This is a genomic window from Streptomyces sp. Wb2n-11 (assembly GCF_001049855.1).
Classification (GTDB): Bacteria; Actinomycetota; Actinomycetes; order Streptomycetales; family Streptomycetaceae; genus Streptomyces; species Streptomyces altiplanensis.
The window spans coordinates 7,200,390-7,216,776 of record NZ_CVPB01000001.1 but is presented as its reverse complement, the minus strand read 5'-3'; the positions used below and the strand labels follow the sequence as shown (position 1 = coordinate 7,216,776).

The following is a 16,387-nucleotide window of genomic DNA, read 5'->3' as shown; positions in this document are numbered from 1 at the left end:
GCGCATGAGGTCGCCGAAGACGACGGCGGGAATGCCGTACATATTGGTGTAGGCCAGCTTCAGCGGGGCTAGGCGCTCGATGAACTCGCGGCCGTCGAAGCCGTCGGCGTGGACGTCCCGCACATAGAGGTACGCCTCGATGTCGGAGTGGGCGTCGGCCTCGCCGAGGGTCCACGACCCGTACAGCAGTACACCGTCCAGCCGCTGGTCCGACCGGGCGATCTCACGCAGCCGCTCGATGCGGCGGTCCAGGGCGGGGCGGGCGAGATACGGGGCATGGGTCTGATCTCCCCTGAGTTCGCGCCAAGGCATGCGGACCGGGCCCGGCAGCTGCCGGGCGGCTGGTCTCGGACCGAGTTCGCATGCTCAGAAAACGCCCATGCGCGCATCCTGCGAGCTTCGCGGTGCCGACGTCGGGGAACTCGTACGCTGTGAAAGGCACACGTCTGGAGTTCGACGGCTGGATCGCCGGTCTCGGAACCTCCTCCGGCACCCGGGTGGTGCTCGGGCACTGGGTCCGGTCGCCGTTCGGTCCGTTCAGCGACGTCATGCTCGAACGGGCTGACGGTGAACGTCTCCTCCTCGCACCGACCCGGCCGATCGGCGACTTCGTCGCCGGCGTGTACACGTTTGACCAGGTGCGGGTCGTACCGGTGACGGTGAGCGTGGAAGGTACGTCCTGGGCTGTCGGAGCCGGGCCGCTGGAACTGCGCTTCACGGTGGGCGCGCGGGGCCCTCTGGGGCTGCTGCTGCGGGCGGTGCCCCGTCCGCTCGCCGCCCGGCCCGCGTGGGCGGCACTGGTGGACTTTCCCGCCCGGCTGCTGCCCGGCGTACGGACCCGGGGCAGCTCGGGCCCCGGCCGCCGGGGGTGGTACGGCGCACTGGATCTCCGGCCGGTCACCGCCGCCTCGGGCGCCTTCGGGGGAAACGGTCTCGGCCCGCTCGCCCCGGTCGATCCCCCCGTGCGCTTCGGGTTCGGTTCAGTCCCCCGGTCCCCCGCCCTCACGCGCGTCGTCACCACGGTGGAGCTGCGCGGGGACCGGAGCAGCCCCTGGTGGTGAGGACGGACTCGCGTCGGCGACCGCTTCGGGCCGGGTACGCACCCGGGTACGCGGGGGCCTGCGAACCGGGCCGGCGGCGGGGCTGCGGCGGCGCCGGTCCCGGGCCGCCCGGGCGCGGCCGGTGGCGGCGTACCACTGCATCGCCAGCGTGGCGCCGATCCCGGCTTCGACCAGGTCGCCGCCGTAGTACATCAGTTGGGCGCCGGTGTGCAGGTCGGTCTCGGTGAAGGCGGTGCCGGGCGGGGGCGCGGCGTAGAGGGTCTTGGCGAGGACGGCGTGGGCAGCGCCGGCGATCAGCAGAGCGGCGCCGCGCCAGGGCAGGCTCCAGCGGCGGCGCAGCGGGTCGAGCCGGCAGACGGCGAAGGTGAACAGCAGCCCGGCGGCCAGGACATGGAAGTGGACCGCGGCGCGCAGCAGGGGACGGTCGTGGGCGGCGGCGAACAGCGGGGTGCGGTAGAGGACCCACAGGCCGCCGACGTCCAGCAGGGCCGCCAGCGGCGGGAAGACCAGCCAGGCGGCGGGCCGGGAGTGCGCCGCCGCCAGCAGGCCGCGGCGGACGGGCCCCGGGGGCAGGGTGCGCAGGACGAGGGTGAGAGGGCGGGCGAGGACCAGCAGCAGAGGGGCTGCCATGGCGGCGACGAGGTGCTGGGCCATGTGGGCGGTGAACACTCCGCCCGGCGGCGTGGCCGTGGCGGCCGCGGCCAGGGCGGTACCGCCGGCGGTGAAGGACGCGTCCCGCCGGAAGGGCCAGGCGTCTCCGCGGCGGCGCAGGCGGGCGGTGGCCGCCAGGTAGGCGGCGACGGCCAGTACCGCGCCCGCCGCGGCGAGCAGTTGGGCCGGCCCGGGGTCCGTGCCGGCCAGGGCGGGGTGGGTGTGATCCGGTGTCACCCGGCCGCCCGCCCGCTGGGCGCGTGACGCGCCGCACGGACGGCCAGGGCCCCGCCGATGGCCAGGAGGACCAGGGCGGCGCCGTTCCAGGCCAGGTCGTAGGGGGTGACGTCGACGCCGTAGCGGATCTGGTGCAGGCGCAGCAGCTTGTGGTCGACGACACCGTCGAAGAGCTGGAAGGCCCCCATGCCCAGGACCAGTCCGGCCCGGGCGTGTGCCGGGGCGAGCGTGCGGCGGCGGCGCAGGTCGGCGTACAGGGCGAACCCGGCGATCAGTCCCAGCAGTTCGGCGGTGTGCAGCAGACCGTCCGAGAGCAGTCCCACGGACAGCGTGGAACGGTCGTAGAAATGGTGCCAGGCCAGGATCTGGTGGAAGACGATCTCGTCGACGGCGGCCATGAGCGCGGCGCCGATCAGCGCGCAGGAGGCCATCGACCGGCGGGGCTGGGGGCGGGCGTCGGACACGGCGGGCCGGACCGGTTCGCTCATGGACTCTGCTGCCTTCCTGGGGTGGTGGCGTCTGCCTTCCCGGGGTGGTGGCGCCGGGACCTGCGGGCACCGGGCGATGCGGCGGAGTGGTCCGGGAGCCGTCCCAGGTCCCCGAATGCCGGGCGGGTGCGCCGGGACCCGCGGCCGCACCGGGTGCGCCAGGCCGTGGGACCGGCCGAAGCCGCTGCCCCGGCGCGTTCGGACGGAGGGGCAGCTACGGCGTCGGCGGGCCGGCTCAGGCCTTGGTGGCCTTGCCGACGAGAGTGCTGTAGGCCAGCTGCATGGCGTCCGCTGCCGCCAGGGCGGTGAGCGCACCCGCCGCTGTCCTGGTCGCCCGCGGCCAAAGTAGCTGGGACGCGGTCAGTGTGGTGACCACCCACACGCTCAGGCAGAACGGGCAGGTGACGAGCTCGCCGACCGCTTCCTTGCGCCTGCCCCCTCGGCTCTTCTCGCTCAGCTCTGCCGGGCCCGCCGACCCCTCGAACTCGGTGAACGGGGCGCGCAGCGGACTGGTCACCGATCCCTTGCTCAACAACCTGCTCAGCCGGAATGTGGCCGCAGAGATCAGAAACAGGTCCCAGGGGTCGGGGCGGCTGGGCAACGGCCGGCCCGAGCGGCGGACCAGAGTCGCCCACCCGGCCGTGTAGGCGCTGAACGCGGCCAGTGAAGCGGCGTAGCCGGGGAGCGGGCGCTCCTCCCCTGCCGAGTAGTTGTGGCGCTCACGGCGCAGGACGCTCCTGAGCAGCCGTACCCCGCCACCGAGGCCGGTTTCATGACCCATGTTTTTCGCCTTCCGTTCAGCCGGGTCCGTGCGAAGCCGCCGGGAAGGGGCAGCCGGCGTCGTCTGTACCCGGAGCGGGATCTCTCATGATCATTGTTCGGTGTGACACCTAGGTGGCCAGGTACCCAGTCTGCTCATCCCAACTCACGTGCTGATCCGTGCCGGGCGGGGACCGCGTCAGAACCCTGTGGCCGGTGTACGCAGCGGCGCGGAGGCCGCGCCGGGCGCGGGCCGTGCCCACCCGAGCCGGACGACCGAGCACACCGCCGCGAACACGCACCGGGCCGAGACGGATTCCAGTCGCCGCAGCGCCGCGCACCTCACCGCCCCGAGGGCGACCGGGGAGCCGACGACGGCAGGGTGCCGGCCCGCGACGAGCAGCGCCGGATGCGACAGGCCGAGTACGCGGCCGGGCGTGCGACAGAAACCGGTCTTCACCGGGGCAACGGTACGGCTCTCCCGGTCGACGCCTCCGGTACCCGGTGCCAGCATTCGGGTGAGGCGGCCAGCAGGCGGGTGCTTCCCGGGCCGGGCAGGTGATGAGGAGCGGCGACCCGGGGTACCCGCAACCGCATGATGAAACGCGCACTGTGGCAGGGCCTGGTCGCCGGAGCCGTCGGCACGGTGGTGATGACCGTGGGCGAGAAGGCGGAGCAGCGTCTGACCGGCCGGCCCAACTCCTACGTCCCGGCACGCACTCTGGAACGCCTGACCGGTATGGCCGAGCGGCCCGGCCGCCAGCCGGATCCGGTCAACTGGACCATGCACTTCGGCCAAGGAGCGCTCCTCGGCGTGCTCCGCTCGGTCATGGCACACGCCGGGCTGCGCGGGCCGTTGCCGTCGGCGATGTTCGCGGTGGTCCGGCTGACCAACGACCAGATCCTCGAGAACGCCACGGGGGTGGGCGCCCCGCCCCAGACCTGGCCCCGTTCGGAACTGGTGGTGGACCTGCTGCACAAGACGGTCTACGCCTTCGCCACCGGCGCCGTGGCCGACGCCCTGGCCGCCCGCTCCGGCCCGGGGCCCGGACAGCGCCACGCCATGATGCGTCCGGGCCGCCGCGCTCATGCCGGACCGCCGCCCCGCGACGACACCTACAGCCGGTGAACCGGTCCCCCGGGCGGAGACCGGAACGTGGGTGAGCGATGGTCTCCTACGGAGCGGAGCAGCGCCTTCGGCTGCCGGTGCTGAGGGCCGACTGGCTGAGCCAGGCGTTCGTGCACTGGCCGTACCGGCCTGCCGACGTTCAGGCGTTGCTGCCCGGCGGGCTGAGAGCGGACACCTGCGACGGCACGGCCTGGGTCACTCTCACGCCGTTCCTGATGGCCGACGTACGCCCTGCGGGAGTCCCGTCTTCCGTCCCTGCCCTCGGCAGCTTCCCCGAGACGGACCTGCGGACCTACGTCCGGGGCCCCGACGGGCGCCAGGCGTTGTGGTTCCTGACGATCGAGGTGTCCTGCCCGGCCATGCCGGCGGCGAGGGCCGTGAGGGCGACGTACCACCAGGGGGCGCTGAATCTGCGCCGCGACGGCGGGATCTTTTCCTACTCCGGTGTGCGCCGAGGCGGCGGAGGTCCGTACCGCCTGGCCGTACGGTGCGGTGCGCCGGTCACGCCGTCGGGGCGCGACGTATGGCTGACCACCCGGTGGCGTGCTTTCACGTGCCGTGCCGTGCCGGGCTGGTCTGGTCTGGGCTGGTCTGGGAGACCCCTGTGGAGCACGCGCCGTGGCCGCTGCGCACCGGCACGGTCGAGGATCTGGCGCAGTCGCTGACGGCGGCGGTGGGCCTGCCCGCGCCCTCCCGCGCCCCGCTGGCGCACTTCTCACCGGGGGTGCGGCGGGTGCGCATCGGGCCCGCGCGGCCGCGGTGGCCCGGCACCGGCCCCGCCCGCGCGGCGCCGCGGGCCCGACCGCCCAAAAGGCGCGGCCGGTCACGGCCCGGCCGCTCCCGCGCGGCGTGGCCGGTCACGGCATGGTGCCCTGGGCGGTCACCAGGTCGGTCAGCGCCCGAAAGCCCCCTTCGGCGAGTGCGCGGCGCTGCTGGTCGGCGGGGGTGCCCTGCCGCAGCAGGCGATGGACCAGGGAGCCGACCTCCCGGGCGTCTCCGGCCTCCTCCAGAGCGGGGGCGATGTGCTCCATCAGCAGGTACACCACGTCGCCCGCGCTGCGCAGGGTGCCGTCGGGGGCGACCAGGGACGCGCTGATGCCGTGCCGGGCGGCGTGCCAGTTCGCGCCGTGCAGCAGCTCCGGCGCGCACCGGGGCACCGGCGCACCGGCCTTCTCGTCACGGATCGCGGTCGCCACCAGCCCACGGACGATCCCGGCGAACATCACCGCGTCGTCGGCCCGCAGCTGCACGTCCATGCACCGCACCTCGACGGTGGGATACCGGCCGGACAGCCGTGCCTGCCAGTAGAGCTGCCCGGTGTCGGTGATGATCCCCGACGTCAGCAGCTCCTGCACACGCCGCTCGTGATCGGCGAGATCGTCGAAGTACGGCGGCGGCCCGCTCACCGGCCACCGCCCGAAGATCAGGGTGCGCCAGCTCGCGAACCCGGTGTCGCGACCGTCCCACAGCGGCGAGTTCGCCGCCATCGCCACCAGCACCGGCAGCCACACCCGGATCCGGTTCAGCACCGCCACCCCGGTCTGCGGATCGGGCACCGCCGCATGCACGTGCATCCCGTTGATCAGCTGCTCCGCGACCAGCTGCGGCGCCTGGGACTCCATCGCCAGATAACGCGGCTGACGGCTCACCGGAACCGGCGCCGCCCGCCGGAACGGCGCCGTCGCACAGGTCGCCAGCCGGCACCCGAACTCCTCGGCCGCAGCACCGACCGCATGCCGCAGCCGCAGCAGATGACCCCCCACCTCCTCCAGGTCCGTACACACCGGAGTGGCGACCTCCACCTGCGCCTGCAACAGCTCGGCCTGCACCTCCCGCCGGTCCACCACCGGCTCCAGCCCCGACGACCCACGCACCTCCTCGGCCAGCGGCACCGGCAGCCCCGACCCCGGATCGAGCAGCAGATACTCCTCCTCGACACCCACAGTGATCATGTCCGACGAGTACCTCCCGCCTTTCTCGGTGAACCGGCGGCCCGGCCGGGAACGGGGTGTTCCGGACTGTCCGCCCCGGTCACCTCGCCGCGCCGGTGTGCGTACGGCGGGTGAGCAGGACGCCGAGGGCGATCATGCCCAGGCCCAGGACGAAGTGCAGCCAGTTGTCCGCCGTGTTGAGGGGGACGAAGTTGGCGGCGCTGTCGTGGTCGATGAACAGGCCGTACAGCCACAGCACCAGGTAGACGGCACCGCCGCCGATGAGGAACGTGCGGGCGGTGGACGCGGCGCGGGCCATGGCCAGACCGGCCACGCCGAACAGCAGGTGCACGATGTTGTGCAGGATCGACACCTGGAACACGCCCAGGAGCTTGGCCTCGGAGTGGTGCTCGGCGAACTTCATCGTGTCGTAGTCGGTGGTGATCCCGGGGATGAAGCCGAGGACGCCCACCAGCAGGAAGACCGCGCCCACCAGCAGCGCGGCCTGCTGCACAGGGGTCCGGGCGGTCGGCGCCGTGCGGTACTGAGCAGTCATGACAGGACCTTTCTCCTGCGGCCGGCTCACCGAGCCGGCCGGTAGATCCATTACGCGCGGCGGGTACCCCGCGCTCGCGCTGTTATCCGGTCCCGCCGGGACGGACGTTCTCCTATGAGGCGGCCATGTCAACTTTCATGACGGCGTGACGTCCTGAGAGGAACCCTGCCGACGACAGCAGCCGTGACCACGACGGTTTCGGCCCGGCTCGGCCCGGACGGCGGTGGCCGCACCCCGCCCTTCGCCGTGCGCGCTCTCCGCATCGCCGCTACCGGTACGGGACGAGATGAACGGGGCGCTGTGCGGCGGGGCCGGACACTCACGCCGACCGGGCCGCTTCCGCCCCGTCCCCGGCTCATGCCACGGCGCGTCGTCAGGTGTGGACGATGCTGTTGCGACCGTCCTGGTCGTCGGCGTGGCCGTCGTTGAACCAGTAGTCGCCGTGGGCGAGGTAGCGGAAGCCGTAGCGCTGTTCCCTGGGGAGGGTGACGGTGACGGAGCGAGTGCCGTCCGCCCGTTCCGTGAAGGGGTGGGCTCCCGGCTGCCAGTCGTTGAAGTCGCCGACTACGCTGACCTGCCCGCAGGCCTGGCCTGCCGGGATGACGAAAGTGATCTCAGTGTGCTTCTTACGTCGGCTGCGCTCCAGCATCGTTGAACCTTTCCTCGGAGGGAGTGACTCAGGATCCCCACCCCTCCGTCCTTCCGGCACCTCTTGTTGGGCCGACGGCGCCGCCCGTCGCCCGTATGGGCTCGGACATTCACCCCCGGCTCCGAGAAGCGGGGTCGCCGGGGTCAGGCGACGGCCGCGCCGTGCCGGAGCAGCATGGCGACGTCGACCGCCGCGATGACGATCGCCGCGACAAACGGCAGCCTCGGCCTACGACCGCCCAGCAGGGCACTGCCGACCGCCACGACCAGGGCCGCGGACAGGGCGGTCGCCCCGGCGGCGCCGACGGGGCCGGGACGGGCTAGCACGAGCAGTGCGGTGGCCGTCACGAGGGGCGCCGGCAGCAGCAGTCGCGTCCGGACGGGGCCCAGCCGCTGGGGCCAGCCGCGCACTCCGGTGACCAGATCGTCGCCCATGTCCGGGAGCACGTTCGCCAGGTGTGCGCCGACCCCGAGCAGCGCCGCGGGGACGACGGTCCACCAGGCCGGCCAGGGCCGCCCCTCCAGCCCCAGTGCGACGAAGGCGGGAAGCGCCGCGAACCCCACCGCGTACGGCAGCCAGGACAGCACGGTCGCCTTGAGCCCGAAGTTGTACGCCCAGGCCGCGGCGACTCCGACGAGGTGGACCGTACCCGCGAGCGGTCCGCAGGCCAGGGACAGCGGTACGCACAGGGCCAGGGCGGTGACCGCTGCGGCGCGTACGGCGCCGACGCCGACCGAACCGGCGACCACGGGCTTGGCGCGCCGCCCGACGGCGATGTCGCGCGCGGCGTCGACGGCGTCGTTGCTCCATCCGACGGACAGCTGGCCGGTCAGCACCGCGGCGGCCACCAGCAGGCATCCGGTGGCGTCCCGGCCGCAGGCCACCGCCATCGCGGTCGTCAGGAGACCGACCGCGAGGGTCGGCACCAGGTGGCACGCCCCCACAAGCCCGCCGGCCACCCGCAGCGCACGCCGCGGACCGGAACTCCTCGATGCCGCGCCCGCGCCCGCGGCGCCGGTCCGGCCCGTAACGCCCGAGTGCGAGTCGACGTCCACGCGCTCATGCTAGGCGGCCGGCCGCCATCGAGCGGGCCGTCCCGCAGGCCGCAGCCGGCCCGCGGGCACTCCGCAGGTACCTCTTCCCGGAGCCGTGCACAGCCGCCGGACGAGCGACAGGGTGTGTGAGGCCATGGCGGGCGGGGGCACCCATTGCAGGGCCCCCACCCCCGGCCTCGGACCGCAGATGACCCGGATCGCAGCTGTTCACGGAGTTCTGGCTCCCCACCGGCACGCCCAACGAGAGATCACGGACATGGTCGCCCGGGTGTGTCTGCCCGAGGGGACCGACCGCCGGGCGCTCGACCGGCTGCACGACAGCGCGAAGGTGTCGACCCGCCATACGGCGCTGCCCCTCGACGCGTACGCCGCGCTCCACGACTTCGGCGCGGTCAACGACGCCTTCATCGAGGGCGCGGTGAGCCTGGGTGCCGAGGCCGTCCGCGCCGCTCTGCGCGCGGCGGGCCTCTCGCCGCGCGACGTCGACTTCCTGATGTTCACGTCGGTGACCGGTATCGCCACGCCTTCGGTGGACGCACGCCTCGTGGGACCGCTCGGGCTGCGTCCGGACGTCAAGCGCGTGCCCGTCTTCGGCCTCGGCTGCGTCGCGGGGGCGGCCGGCATCGCCCGCCTGCACGACTACCTTCTGGGCCGCCCCGACGACGTGGCCGTGCTGCTGTCGGTGGAGCTGTGTTCCCTCACTCTCCAGCACAACGACGCCTCACCGGCCAATCTCGTCGCCAGCGGACTGTTCGGGGACGGCGCCGCGGCCGTGGTCGCGTGCGGTACCCGCCGGCCGACCGCCGCCGCGGGTCCGGCCGTGACGGACACCCGCAGCCGCCTCTATCCGGACAGCGGACAGGCGCTGGGGTGGGACATCACCGGCTCCGGATTCCGCGTCGTACTGGACCCCGGCGTTCCTGACCTCGTACGCAAGAACCTGGCCGCGGACGTCGACGAGTTCCTCGCCTGTCATGGTCTTCGCCGTGCGGACATCACCGCCTGGGTGTGCCACCCCGGCGGGCCGAAAGTACTCGAAGCGGTCGAGGAGGCGCTCGAACTGCCCGACGGCGCGCTCGATGTCACCTGGAGGTCGCTGGCGGCGGTGGGCAACCTCTCCTCGGCGTCGGTGCTCCACGTCCTGCGCGACACCCTGGCCGTAAGCCGCCCGCCCGCGGGCACCGCCGGACTGCTGCTCGCCATGGGACCGGGCTTCTGCTCCGAACTCGTCCTGCTCCGCTGGTAGAAGAGGAGGAACTCATGCTCTGGTACACCCTGCTGGTCCTGGCGGTCGGCGCGGAGCGCGTCGCCGAACTCGTGGTGGCTCGCCGCAACACCCGCTGGAGCCTGGCCCGCGGCGCCGTGGAGGCAGGACAGCGGCACTATCCGGCGATGGTCGCCCTGCACACCGGTCTGCTCGTCGGCTGCCTGGCCGAAGTCCGTTGGGCCGCAGGGCCGTTCGACCCGGTGCCGGGATGGACCATGGCCGCTGTCGTGGTGGCCGCCCAGGCACTGCGCTGGTGGTGCGTCCGCACCCTGGGCCCGAGGTGGAACACCCGCGTGCTGGTCGTGCCCGGCCTCCCCCTGGTGGCGCGCGGGCCGTACCGGTGGCTGAGCCACCCCAACTACGTGGCCGTGGTGGCCGAGGGGCTGGCCCTGCCCCTGGTGCACGGCGCCTGGCTGACCGCCTCCCTCTTCACCGTCCTCAACACGGCGCTGCTCACCGTACGGATCCGCTGCGAGAACGGAGCGCTCGCACTCGCTCCGGGGCGCGCCGCCGACGCCGGAGCGGCGGGTGCGGGGCGGTGATCGACCTGCTGGTGGCGGGCGGCGGACCGGCCGGGCTCGCCACCGCCATCCACGCCGCGTCGGCCGGCATGGAGGCGGTGGTGATCGAACCGCGCGCCGCCCCCGTGGACAAGGCGTGCGGTGAGGGGATCATGCCCGGCGGGGTACGGGCCCTCGAAGCCCTGGGCGTCCGGGTCGGCGGTCACGTGCTGAACGGCATCCGCTATGTCGACGGGCGGCACCGGGCCCAAGCCCTCTTCAGCGACGGCCGCGGCCTCGGTGTACGCCGTACGGAACTGCACGCGGCGCTGGCCCGGCGGGCCGCCGAGGCCGGTGTCGAGATCCTCACCGGACGCGTCGGAGAGGTGCGGCAGAGCACGGACGCGGTGACCGCCGGGGGCCTGCGGGCGCGCTGGCTGGCGGCCGCGGACGGTCTGCACTCGCCGCTGCGCCACTCGCTCGGCCTGGACCTGCCCAGCCGCCGGCCCCGGCGCTTCGGCCTGCGCCGGCACTACCGGGTGGCCCCGTGGACGGACTTCGTCGAAGTGCACTGGTCCGCCTCCGGCGAGGCGTACGTGACACCGGTCGGCGACGGTCTGGTCGGGGTGGCCGTGCTGAGTACGGTCAAGCGCGGCTTCGACGCGCACCTGGCCCGCTTCCCGCGCCTCCTCCCCCTCCTGGAGGGCCCCTGCGCCGGCCCGGTACGCGGCGCCGGCCCGCTGCGCCAACGAGCTCGCCGCCGTACCGCGGGGAGGGTGCTGCTCGTGGGCGACGCGGCCGGCTACACCGACGCGCTCACCGGCGAGGGCATCGCCCTTGCGCTGGCCTCGGCCGAAGCGGCGGTGCGGTGCCTGAGGGCCGGACGGCCGCAGGCATACGAGCGGTACTGGCGGCGGCTGTCCTTCCGGCACCGGCTGTTGACCGAGGGCCTCGTACGGATGAGCGGCCACGCGGCCGCCGCCCGGCTGGTGGTACCGGCGGCGGCCAGGATGCCGTCCGTCTTCGCGGCGGCCGTCCGCGTCCTCCAGTGACGCCCCGGCCCGGGCTCCGCGAGCAAGCCGGCCGGCCACGGGGCGGAGCGTTCACCCCAGGGTCGGCAGGACGACGACGGCGGCCGCGCTCACCAGCCCTGCCGCCTGTGACCGGGTGACCTGCTCGCGCAGTACCGCGAGCCCCAGGACCGTCGGGATGGCCGGGTACAGGGAGGCCAGGACGACGGCGACGGCCAGCATCTGCTGCTGGGCCGACCGCAGGTAGAGACTGAGGCCGAGGGCCGCCCCCGCTTTGACCAGGGCGGCCCGGCCCGGCAGCCTCGGCGGCTGTTTGAACTCGGGGAGATGCCGCCGGGCACTCGGCAGCAGGAGCACCACGGCGGCGAGGCGGCCGGCGGCCACCGGCCACAGGCCGCTCGCGGGGTCCGCCCGAGCGGGCCCGATGTACTGCACCACCACTCCCGCGCTGGCGATCAGGCCGTCCAGCGACGCCTGACCGGCCCGCGTCCGACCGCGGCCCCGCATCCGGCGCCGGCCCCGCCGGAGACGAGCCACAGCGCGGGCACGGTGACGCAGATGCCGAACCAGGCCGGTGGAGTGGGCCGGTCCCAGGAAGAGCACGCCGCACAGCACGGACAGCGCCACGCCGGTGACCGCGCTCACCGGGACCACGATGCTCATGGCCCCGCGGCTCAGGCCGCGGTTGAGGAAATGCATGGCCATGGCGCTTCCGGCACCGGACAGCGCCCCCCACATCACCTCCGTGGCCCGGACCGCTTCGGCGGGCAGCACAAGCACGGCCGCGAGCGCGAGCAGCAGGCCGCCGATCTGCCCGAGGAAGGTGACGACGGCGAAGTGCGCCTTGCGGGACAGCAGTCCGCCGGTGAAGTCGACGATGCCCTAACAGGCCGCCGAAGCCAGCGCAAGAAGAGCGCCCATCCGCTCGAGGTGCCCGGTGCGGGCGCCCCGATGCCGCCTGACGGCAGGGGTGTTGAGAACCACGGCGCCACGGCCCTGCGGGGTCGGCACGCTCGCCCTCGTCGCCCGCCGCCCGCGGGTCTCCGGACGCCTCGTCGCGGCCGTCACCTCGGTCGACGCCGCCCCCTGCCTGGCGCTGCTCCTCTTCGCGGTCACGGACGTGGTACCGCTCACCGGCCCGGGAGCCGCCTTCACGACCGTCGGATCGGTGACGGTCGCGGTCTTCGCCGCACTCGAGTCCACCGGCCCCCGCCGCTCGCGGGCAAGGCGGTGAGATCGTCTGCATCAAGCCCTGGATGGAGGGCAGGGACAGAGAAGCCGCATCGTGGCCCGTCTGCTTCCGTCATGACGTGGGCCATGGCGCGGTGCACCAGCAGATCTACAGCATTGCGCCCGGGCTCTCATCCGGCCGGCCGCAGAGAGGCAGACGACATGCGTAGTGTCGGAGTGGAGGAGGAGCTCCTCCTGGTGGACTCGCGGACCGGCGAGCCGCAGGCGTTGTCCGCGGCGGTACTGGCCTCCGTGTCCCGGCAGGGCGGCAAGGATGCCGAAGTCTTCGAGGCCGAGCTGCACCGCCAGCAACTGGAGTTCGGCACCCGGCCGCAGACCGGCATGGGAGACCTCGCGGAGGAGATCGTCCGCTGGCGGGCGGAGGCCGCACGCCACGCCGAGGGCCTGGGCGCGGCCGTCGTGGCCCTGGCGACGTCGCCCCTGCCGGTCAGCCCGGCCATCGGAAGCGGTGAGCGCTACCGGTGGCTGGAGGAGCAGTTCGGACTGACCACACAGGAACAGCTGACATGCGGTTGCCATGTCCATGTGTCGGTGGACTCCGACGAGGAGGGCGTCGCCGTCCTGGACCGGATCCGGCCGTGGCTGTCCGTGCTGCTCGCACTGAGTGCGAACTCCCCCTTCTGGCAGGGCAAGGACAGCAAGTACAGCAGTTACCGCAGCCGGGTGTGGGGCCGGTGGCCCTCTGCCGGACCGGTGGAGATCTTCGGCAGCGCCGACCGGTACCACGAGCAGATCGACGCCATGGTCGGCACCGGCGCGCTGCGGGACCAGGGGATGATCTACTTCGACGCCCGGCTCTCGCACCGTTACCCCACCGTCGAGATCCGGGTGGCCGACGTGTGCCTCGACCCCTCCACGACGGTGCTCCTGGCCACACTGGCCCGCGCCCTGGTGGAGACGGCGGCCCGGCAGTGGCAGGCCGGCGAACCGCCCACGCGGCACGGGGTGGGCCTGCTGCGGCTGGCCGCGTGGCGAGCCGGACGATCGGGGCTGGAGGAGGAGCTGATCCACCCTGTCACCATGCGCCCCGCGCCGGCCGAAGCGGTGGTGCGGGCACTGTTCGAACATGTCCGGGACGCCCTGGAGGACAGCGGGGACGTACTTCCCGTCCAGGAGGGCCTCACGGCGCTGCTGAAGGGGGGGAACGGGGCCCGCGTCCAGCGCGAGCTGCTGCACCGCAGCGGCGGTGACCTGCGGTCCGTGGTCACCGAGTGCGTACGCAGGACCCGCGGCTAGGCCGCGGGTCCAGGCACCTGCGCGTGCGCGCGCCCTCTCGGGCCGCGGTCGGGACGGGGTCGCGTCACGGGTGGTCGGGCTGCTGGTCCGGAGGCGTCCCGCCGCCCTCTCCGCCGCCCTTGTTTCCCTTGTCGGTCCCGTGGGCGTGCTTGCTTCCGTGACTCCCCGCCGAACCGGACTGGCCGGCCTTGAGCTCGGCGCTGTCCTGCGGGGTGGCACCGCCCTTGTCACTGCGCCGCTGTTCGGGCTGCTGCGGATTCGACATTCCGCTCCCTGCTCTCTGGTCGGGACGTACCTGCTTACATCCTGCGCGTTCCCACGCAAACAGAGACAACACATCCGATACGGCCGGATGCGGGAGCGCCGGCCGACGCATGACGTCGGCCGGCGCTCCCGGGAGCCGGGAGTTCAGGGAGCGGAAGGGATCAGAGAACGCCGGACTCGGCGATGGTGACCTTGGCCTTCGGGCTGCCGCTGGACGTGCCGTAGCCCTCGATCTTCTTGACGAGGTCCATGCTCGCCTGGTCGGCGACCTCGCCGAACACGACGTGCTTGCCGTCCAGCCACGGCGTCACCACGGTGGTGACGAAGAACTGGGAGCCGTTGGTGTTCGGGCCGGCGTTGGCCATCGACAGCAGGCCCGGCCTGTCGTGCTTGAGGGTGAAGTTCTCGTCGGCGAACTTCTCGCCGTAGATGCTCTTGCCGCCGGTGCCGTTGCCCCGCGTGAAGTCGCCGCCCTGGAGCATGAAGGCCGGGATGATGCGGTGGAAGGAAGAACCGGCGTAGCCGAAGCCCTTCTCTCCGGTGGCCAGCGCGCGGAAGTTCTCCGCCGTCTTGGGAACCACGTCGTCGAACAGGTTGAAGGTGATCCGCCCGGCGGGCTCGTCGTTGATGGTGATGTCGAAGTAAGCCTTGATCGTCATGGTTCTATCCTGACATCCCGGACGACCTCTCGTGCATCCGGCATCCCGGCAAGCGGGTGGACGTCCCCGCGGACGACCTCAGCGAGGCCGATGGCATATGCCAGAAGCACCACCGTATCGAGTGTTGCCGAATCCCTCACGGGCCTTTCCCGGCTGTGCCAGAGTCGTAATCGGTCCATCCATCAGAGCTGGCCCGGCCGCGCCTGTATCGGAGTACGACATGCCGTCCCACCTGTTCGCGGACTCCTCTGCGCCACAGCCTCCCCAGCGGGGCTCTGTCGACGCGCTGATTTCGCAGACCCGTCGGCTGCGCGGTGACGTGGCCGCGGTGCGCCGGGACGCGGTCGTGGTGGACGACGAGGATCCGCACGGGCGCTGGCAGCGGGCCCTGTGCGATCTGGCGGTTCACCAACTCGACGACCTCGGCGCCCACTTGGGGCAGCTCAAGGCCGGACTGCCCCCCGAGCCCGACGAAGCGCCCGCCGACGGGTCCCCCGCCGCACCGGGCACGTCGTTACTCAGCCGGGTCGGCAGCGCGGAGTGGAACCTCCTCACCGACGAGGTGGACTGGTCCGACGAGTTGTACGAGATCTTCGGCCGTACGCCCGGGGGCGGCCCGCTGTCGCTGGACGAACTGCCGTCCGTACTCCTCTCCGAGGACCAGGGGCTGCTCACCTCGATGGTGACGGACTGCCTGGTCGACGGGAAGCCGATCGACGGCGAGTTCCGTATCGTGCGCGCCGACCGCACCGTACGGACCCTGCACATGACGGGCGAACCGGTGCTCGACGCCGACGGCTGCACCGCCTCGATGTGGGCCGTGCTGCGGGACGTCAGCGAGGTGCGCCGCAGCCAGCGCGTGGTGAGCGAGTCCCGTGACTCACTGCAGCGCCAACAGCACATCGCGCAGACCGAGCACCGGATCGCGGTCGAGCTGCAGCAGGCCGTACTGCCGCCGTGGCGCGGACCCCTGCGGCTCCCGCACGGCGGTCCCGCCGCGCTCGACCTCGCCGCCCACTACCTGCCGTCCGCGTCGAGCGCACTGATCGGCGGGAACTGGCACGACGCGCTGGAGCTGCCCGGCGGGCAGACGCTGCTGACCGTGGGCGACCTGACCGGCCACGGGGTGGCCGCCACCTCCGGGATGGCCATGCTGCTCGGAGCGCTGCGCGGGATAGCTGTGGCCGGCGTCCAGCCCGGCGCTCTGATGGGACACCTGAACCAGCTGTTGGAGGCCTCGACCCAGCCCGCGCTGGGCAGCGTGATGTGCTGCCGCTACGACCCGGTCACCCGGCTTCTGACCTGGGCCCAGGCGGGTCACCCCGCCCCGCTGCTGTTCCGCGACGGGACGGGGCGCACACTGACGCCGCCTGAGGGGGTACTGCTCGGAGCGACGTCCGGCGCCGCGTACGAGCAGGTCGAGGTACAGCTCCGCCCCGGCGACCTGCTGGTTCTGCACACCGACGGGATCTCGCGCCGCAGCCCCGTCGACGATGCCGGTCCGTCCAGGCTGCTGGATCTCGCGCCGCGCTTCGCCGAGGCCCGTAGCGCGCAGGAATGCGTGCGGCTGGTCGTGACGGAGTTCGGCGAGGCCGAGCGTGAGGACGACGCGTGCGTGCTGATCGCCCGGGTCGCGGCGTAGGCCGAGCGTCGCGGGACGCCG

General features: G+C 73.1%; 19 protein-coding genes and 2 pseudogenes. 10 read left to right on the top strand and 11 right to left on the bottom strand.

The annotated features are described in order from the left end of the window. Positions 1-431 precede the first annotated feature (431 nt). Positions 432-1,061: a hypothetical protein gene (locus tag BN1555_RS32825; protein ID WP_093802798.1), complete on the top strand. Its 630-nt coding sequence runs from the start codon at positions 432-434 to the stop codon at positions 1,059-1,061. Here BN1555_RS32825 and BN1555_RS32820 read toward each other — a convergent pair. The 4 genes from BN1555_RS32820 to BN1555_RS32805 form a co-directional block, all read right to left on the bottom strand. After that, positions 981-1,949, bottom strand: coding sequence for a cytochrome c oxidase assembly protein (locus tag BN1555_RS32820; protein ID WP_255306299.1), 969 nt, complete (start codon positions 1,947-1,949; stop codon positions 981-983). The two genes, BN1555_RS32825 and BN1555_RS32820, sit on opposite strands and share 81 nt — an antisense overlap. After that, complete coding sequence (locus BN1555_RS32815) at positions 1,946-2,437, bottom strand: DUF2243 domain-containing protein (protein WP_093802796.1); 492 nt, start codon at positions 2,435-2,437, stop codon at positions 1,946-1,948. Before BN1555_RS32815 ends, BN1555_RS32820 begins: the two co-directional genes overlap by 4 nt. A 235-nt stretch (positions 2,438-2,672) precedes the next feature. Next, positions 2,673-3,218 carry a DUF1360 domain-containing protein gene (locus BN1555_RS32810; protein WP_093802795.1) on the bottom strand — a complete coding sequence of 182 codons (546 nt, stop codon included), beginning with the start codon at positions 3,216-3,218 and terminating at the stop codon, positions 2,673-2,675. 177 nt (positions 3,219-3,395) lie between these two features. After that, positions 3,396-3,656 carry a DUF6629 family protein gene (locus BN1555_RS32805; protein WP_141662929.1) on the bottom strand — a complete coding sequence of 87 codons (261 nt, stop codon included), beginning with the start codon at positions 3,654-3,656 and terminating at the stop codon, positions 3,396-3,398. Positions 3,657-3,791: 135 nt separating this feature from the next. Here BN1555_RS32805 and BN1555_RS32800 point away from each other — a divergent pair, with 135 nt between their 5' ends. The 3 genes and pseudogenes from BN1555_RS32800 to BN1555_RS40905 all read left to right on the top strand — a co-directional run. Then, positions 3,792-4,325 (top strand): hypothetical protein, encoded by a 534-nt coding sequence (locus BN1555_RS32800; RefSeq protein ID WP_093802793.1) that lies wholly within the window; start codon positions 3,792-3,794, stop codon positions 4,323-4,325. 38 nt (positions 4,326-4,363) lie between these two features. Further along, positions 4,364-4,822, top strand: a pseudogene (locus tag BN1555_RS40910) (DUF2071 domain-containing protein); the annotation flags it as partial. Between the two features lie 26 nt (positions 4,823-4,848). Continuing rightward, positions 4,849-4,992 (top strand): annotated as a pseudogene (locus BN1555_RS40905) (hypothetical protein); the annotation flags it as partial. 190 nt (positions 4,993-5,182) lie between these two features. Here BN1555_RS40905 and BN1555_RS32790 read toward each other — a convergent pair. From BN1555_RS32790 to BN1555_RS32775, 4 genes are all read right to left on the bottom strand, one after another. Then, a complete protein-coding gene (locus tag BN1555_RS32790; RefSeq protein WP_093802792.1) occupies positions 5,183-6,277 on the bottom strand; it encodes a carboxylate-amine ligase in 1,095 nt (364 codons plus the stop codon). Positions 6,278-6,356: 79 nt separating this feature from the next. Next, complete coding sequence (locus BN1555_RS32785; RefSeq protein ID WP_093802791.1) at positions 6,357-6,812, bottom strand: DUF4383 domain-containing protein; 456 nt, start codon at positions 6,810-6,812, stop codon at positions 6,357-6,359. A gap of 373 nt (positions 6,813-7,185) precedes the next feature. Further along, positions 7,186-7,461 carry an isoamylase early set domain-containing protein gene (locus BN1555_RS32780; protein WP_093802790.1) on the bottom strand — a complete coding sequence of 92 codons (276 nt, stop codon included), beginning with the start codon at positions 7,459-7,461 and terminating at the stop codon, positions 7,186-7,188. A gap of 143 nt (positions 7,462-7,604) precedes the next feature. Continuing rightward, positions 7,605-8,516, bottom strand: a complete 912-nt coding sequence (locus BN1555_RS32775) for a UbiA family prenyltransferase (RefSeq protein ID WP_255306298.1) — start codon at positions 8,514-8,516, stop codon at positions 7,605-7,607. A 187-nt stretch (positions 8,517-8,703) separates the two neighbouring features. On the opposite strand from BN1555_RS32775, the gene BN1555_RS32770 reads away from it, so the two are divergent. Genes BN1555_RS32770 through BN1555_RS32760 form a run of 3 tightly spaced genes read left to right on the top strand, consistent with a single transcriptional unit; the run spans position 8,704 to position 11,335 of the window. After that, positions 8,704-9,762 (top strand): type III polyketide synthase, encoded by a 1,059-nt coding sequence (locus BN1555_RS32770; protein WP_093802789.1) that lies wholly within the window; start codon positions 8,704-8,706, stop codon positions 9,760-9,762. A gap of 14 nt (positions 9,763-9,776) precedes the next feature. Further along, positions 9,777-10,325, top strand: coding sequence for an isoprenylcysteine carboxyl methyltransferase family protein (locus BN1555_RS32765; protein ID WP_093802788.1), 549 nt, complete (start codon positions 9,777-9,779; stop codon positions 10,323-10,325). Next, complete coding sequence (locus BN1555_RS32760) at positions 10,322-11,335, top strand: NAD(P)/FAD-dependent oxidoreductase (RefSeq protein WP_093802787.1); 1,014 nt, start codon at positions 10,322-10,324, stop codon at positions 11,333-11,335. Before BN1555_RS32765 ends, BN1555_RS32760 begins: the two co-directional genes overlap by 4 nt. A gap of 51 nt (positions 11,336-11,386) precedes the next feature. Here the strand turns inward: BN1555_RS32760 and BN1555_RS32755 are convergent, their stop codons facing one another. After that, the gene (locus tag BN1555_RS32755; RefSeq protein WP_255306297.1) at positions 11,387-12,094 is read right to left on the bottom strand and encodes a multidrug DMT transporter permease; all 708 of its coding nucleotides are present in this window, start codon (positions 12,092-12,094) and stop codon (positions 11,387-11,389) included. Between the two features lie 193 nt (positions 12,095-12,287). On the opposite strand from BN1555_RS32755, the gene BN1555_RS32750 reads away from it, so the two are divergent. Both BN1555_RS32750 and BN1555_RS32745 read left to right on the top strand, forming a co-directional pair. Next, complete coding sequence (locus BN1555_RS32750) at positions 12,288-12,548, top strand: hypothetical protein (RefSeq protein WP_093802785.1); 261 nt, start codon at positions 12,288-12,290, stop codon at positions 12,546-12,548. A 158-nt stretch (positions 12,549-12,706) separates the two neighbouring features. Beyond that, positions 12,707-13,801, top strand: a complete 1,095-nt coding sequence (locus tag BN1555_RS32745; RefSeq protein ID WP_093802784.1) for a glutamate--cysteine ligase 2 — start codon at positions 12,707-12,709, stop codon at positions 13,799-13,801. A 64-nt stretch (positions 13,802-13,865) separates the two neighbouring features. Here the strand turns inward: BN1555_RS32745 and BN1555_RS32740 are convergent, their stop codons facing one another. Next, entirely contained in the window at positions 13,866-14,066 is a 201-nt protein-coding gene (locus BN1555_RS32740) for a hypothetical protein (RefSeq protein WP_093802783.1), read from the bottom strand. Between the two features lie 160 nt (positions 14,067-14,226). Continuing rightward, positions 14,227-14,724: a peptidylprolyl isomerase gene (locus tag BN1555_RS32735; protein WP_093802782.1), complete on the bottom strand. Its 498-nt coding sequence runs from the start codon at positions 14,722-14,724 to the stop codon at positions 14,227-14,229. 220 nt (positions 14,725-14,944) lie between these two features. Here BN1555_RS32735 and BN1555_RS32730 point away from each other — a divergent pair, with 220 nt between their 5' ends. Beyond that, complete coding sequence (locus BN1555_RS32730) at positions 14,945-16,366, top strand: PP2C family protein-serine/threonine phosphatase (protein ID WP_093802781.1); 1,422 nt, start codon at positions 14,945-14,947, stop codon at positions 16,364-16,366. The last annotated feature ends 21 nt before the right edge of the window (positions 16,367-16,387 follow it).

What these genes read in the sequence shown, in the direction of transcription:
- BN1555_RS32815 (WP_093802796.1), bottom strand. Translation starts at nt 2,437, where the DNA reads ATGAGCGAACCGGTCCGGCCCGCCGTGTCCGACGCCCGCCCCCAGCCC.
- BN1555_RS32810 (WP_093802795.1), bottom strand. Translation starts at nt 3,218, where the DNA reads ATGGGTCATGAAACCGGCCTCGGTGGCGGGGTACGGCTGCTCAGGAGC.
- BN1555_RS32800 (WP_093802793.1), top strand. Translation starts at nt 3,792, where the DNA reads ATGATGAAACGCGCACTGTGGCAGGGCCTGGTCGCCGGAGCCGTCGGC.
- BN1555_RS32790 (WP_093802792.1), bottom strand. Translation starts at nt 6,277, where the DNA reads ATGATCACTGTGGGTGTCGAGGAGGAGTATCTGCTGCTCGATCCGGGG.
- BN1555_RS32785 (WP_093802791.1), bottom strand. Translation starts at nt 6,812, where the DNA reads ATGACTGCTCAGTACCGCACGGCGCCGACCGCCCGGACCCCTGTGCAG.
- BN1555_RS32780 (WP_093802790.1), bottom strand. Translation starts at nt 7,461, where the DNA reads ATGCTGGAGCGCAGCCGACGTAAGAAGCACACTGAGATCACTTTCGTC.
- BN1555_RS32770 (WP_093802789.1), top strand. Translation starts at nt 8,704, where the DNA reads ATGACCCGGATCGCAGCTGTTCACGGAGTTCTGGCTCCCCACCGGCAC.
- BN1555_RS32765 (WP_093802788.1), top strand. Translation starts at nt 9,777, where the DNA reads ATGCTCTGGTACACCCTGCTGGTCCTGGCGGTCGGCGCGGAGCGCGTC.
- BN1555_RS32745 (WP_093802784.1), top strand. Translation starts at nt 12,707, where the DNA reads ATGCGTAGTGTCGGAGTGGAGGAGGAGCTCCTCCTGGTGGACTCGCGG.
- BN1555_RS32740 (WP_093802783.1), bottom strand. Translation starts at nt 14,066, where the DNA reads ATGTCGAATCCGCAGCAGCCCGAACAGCGGCGCAGTGACAAGGGCGGT.
- BN1555_RS32735 (WP_093802782.1), bottom strand. Translation starts at nt 14,724, where the DNA reads ATGACGATCAAGGCTTACTTCGACATCACCATCAACGACGAGCCCGCC.
- BN1555_RS32730 (WP_093802781.1), top strand. Translation starts at nt 14,945, where the DNA reads ATGCCGTCCCACCTGTTCGCGGACTCCTCTGCGCCACAGCCTCCCCAG.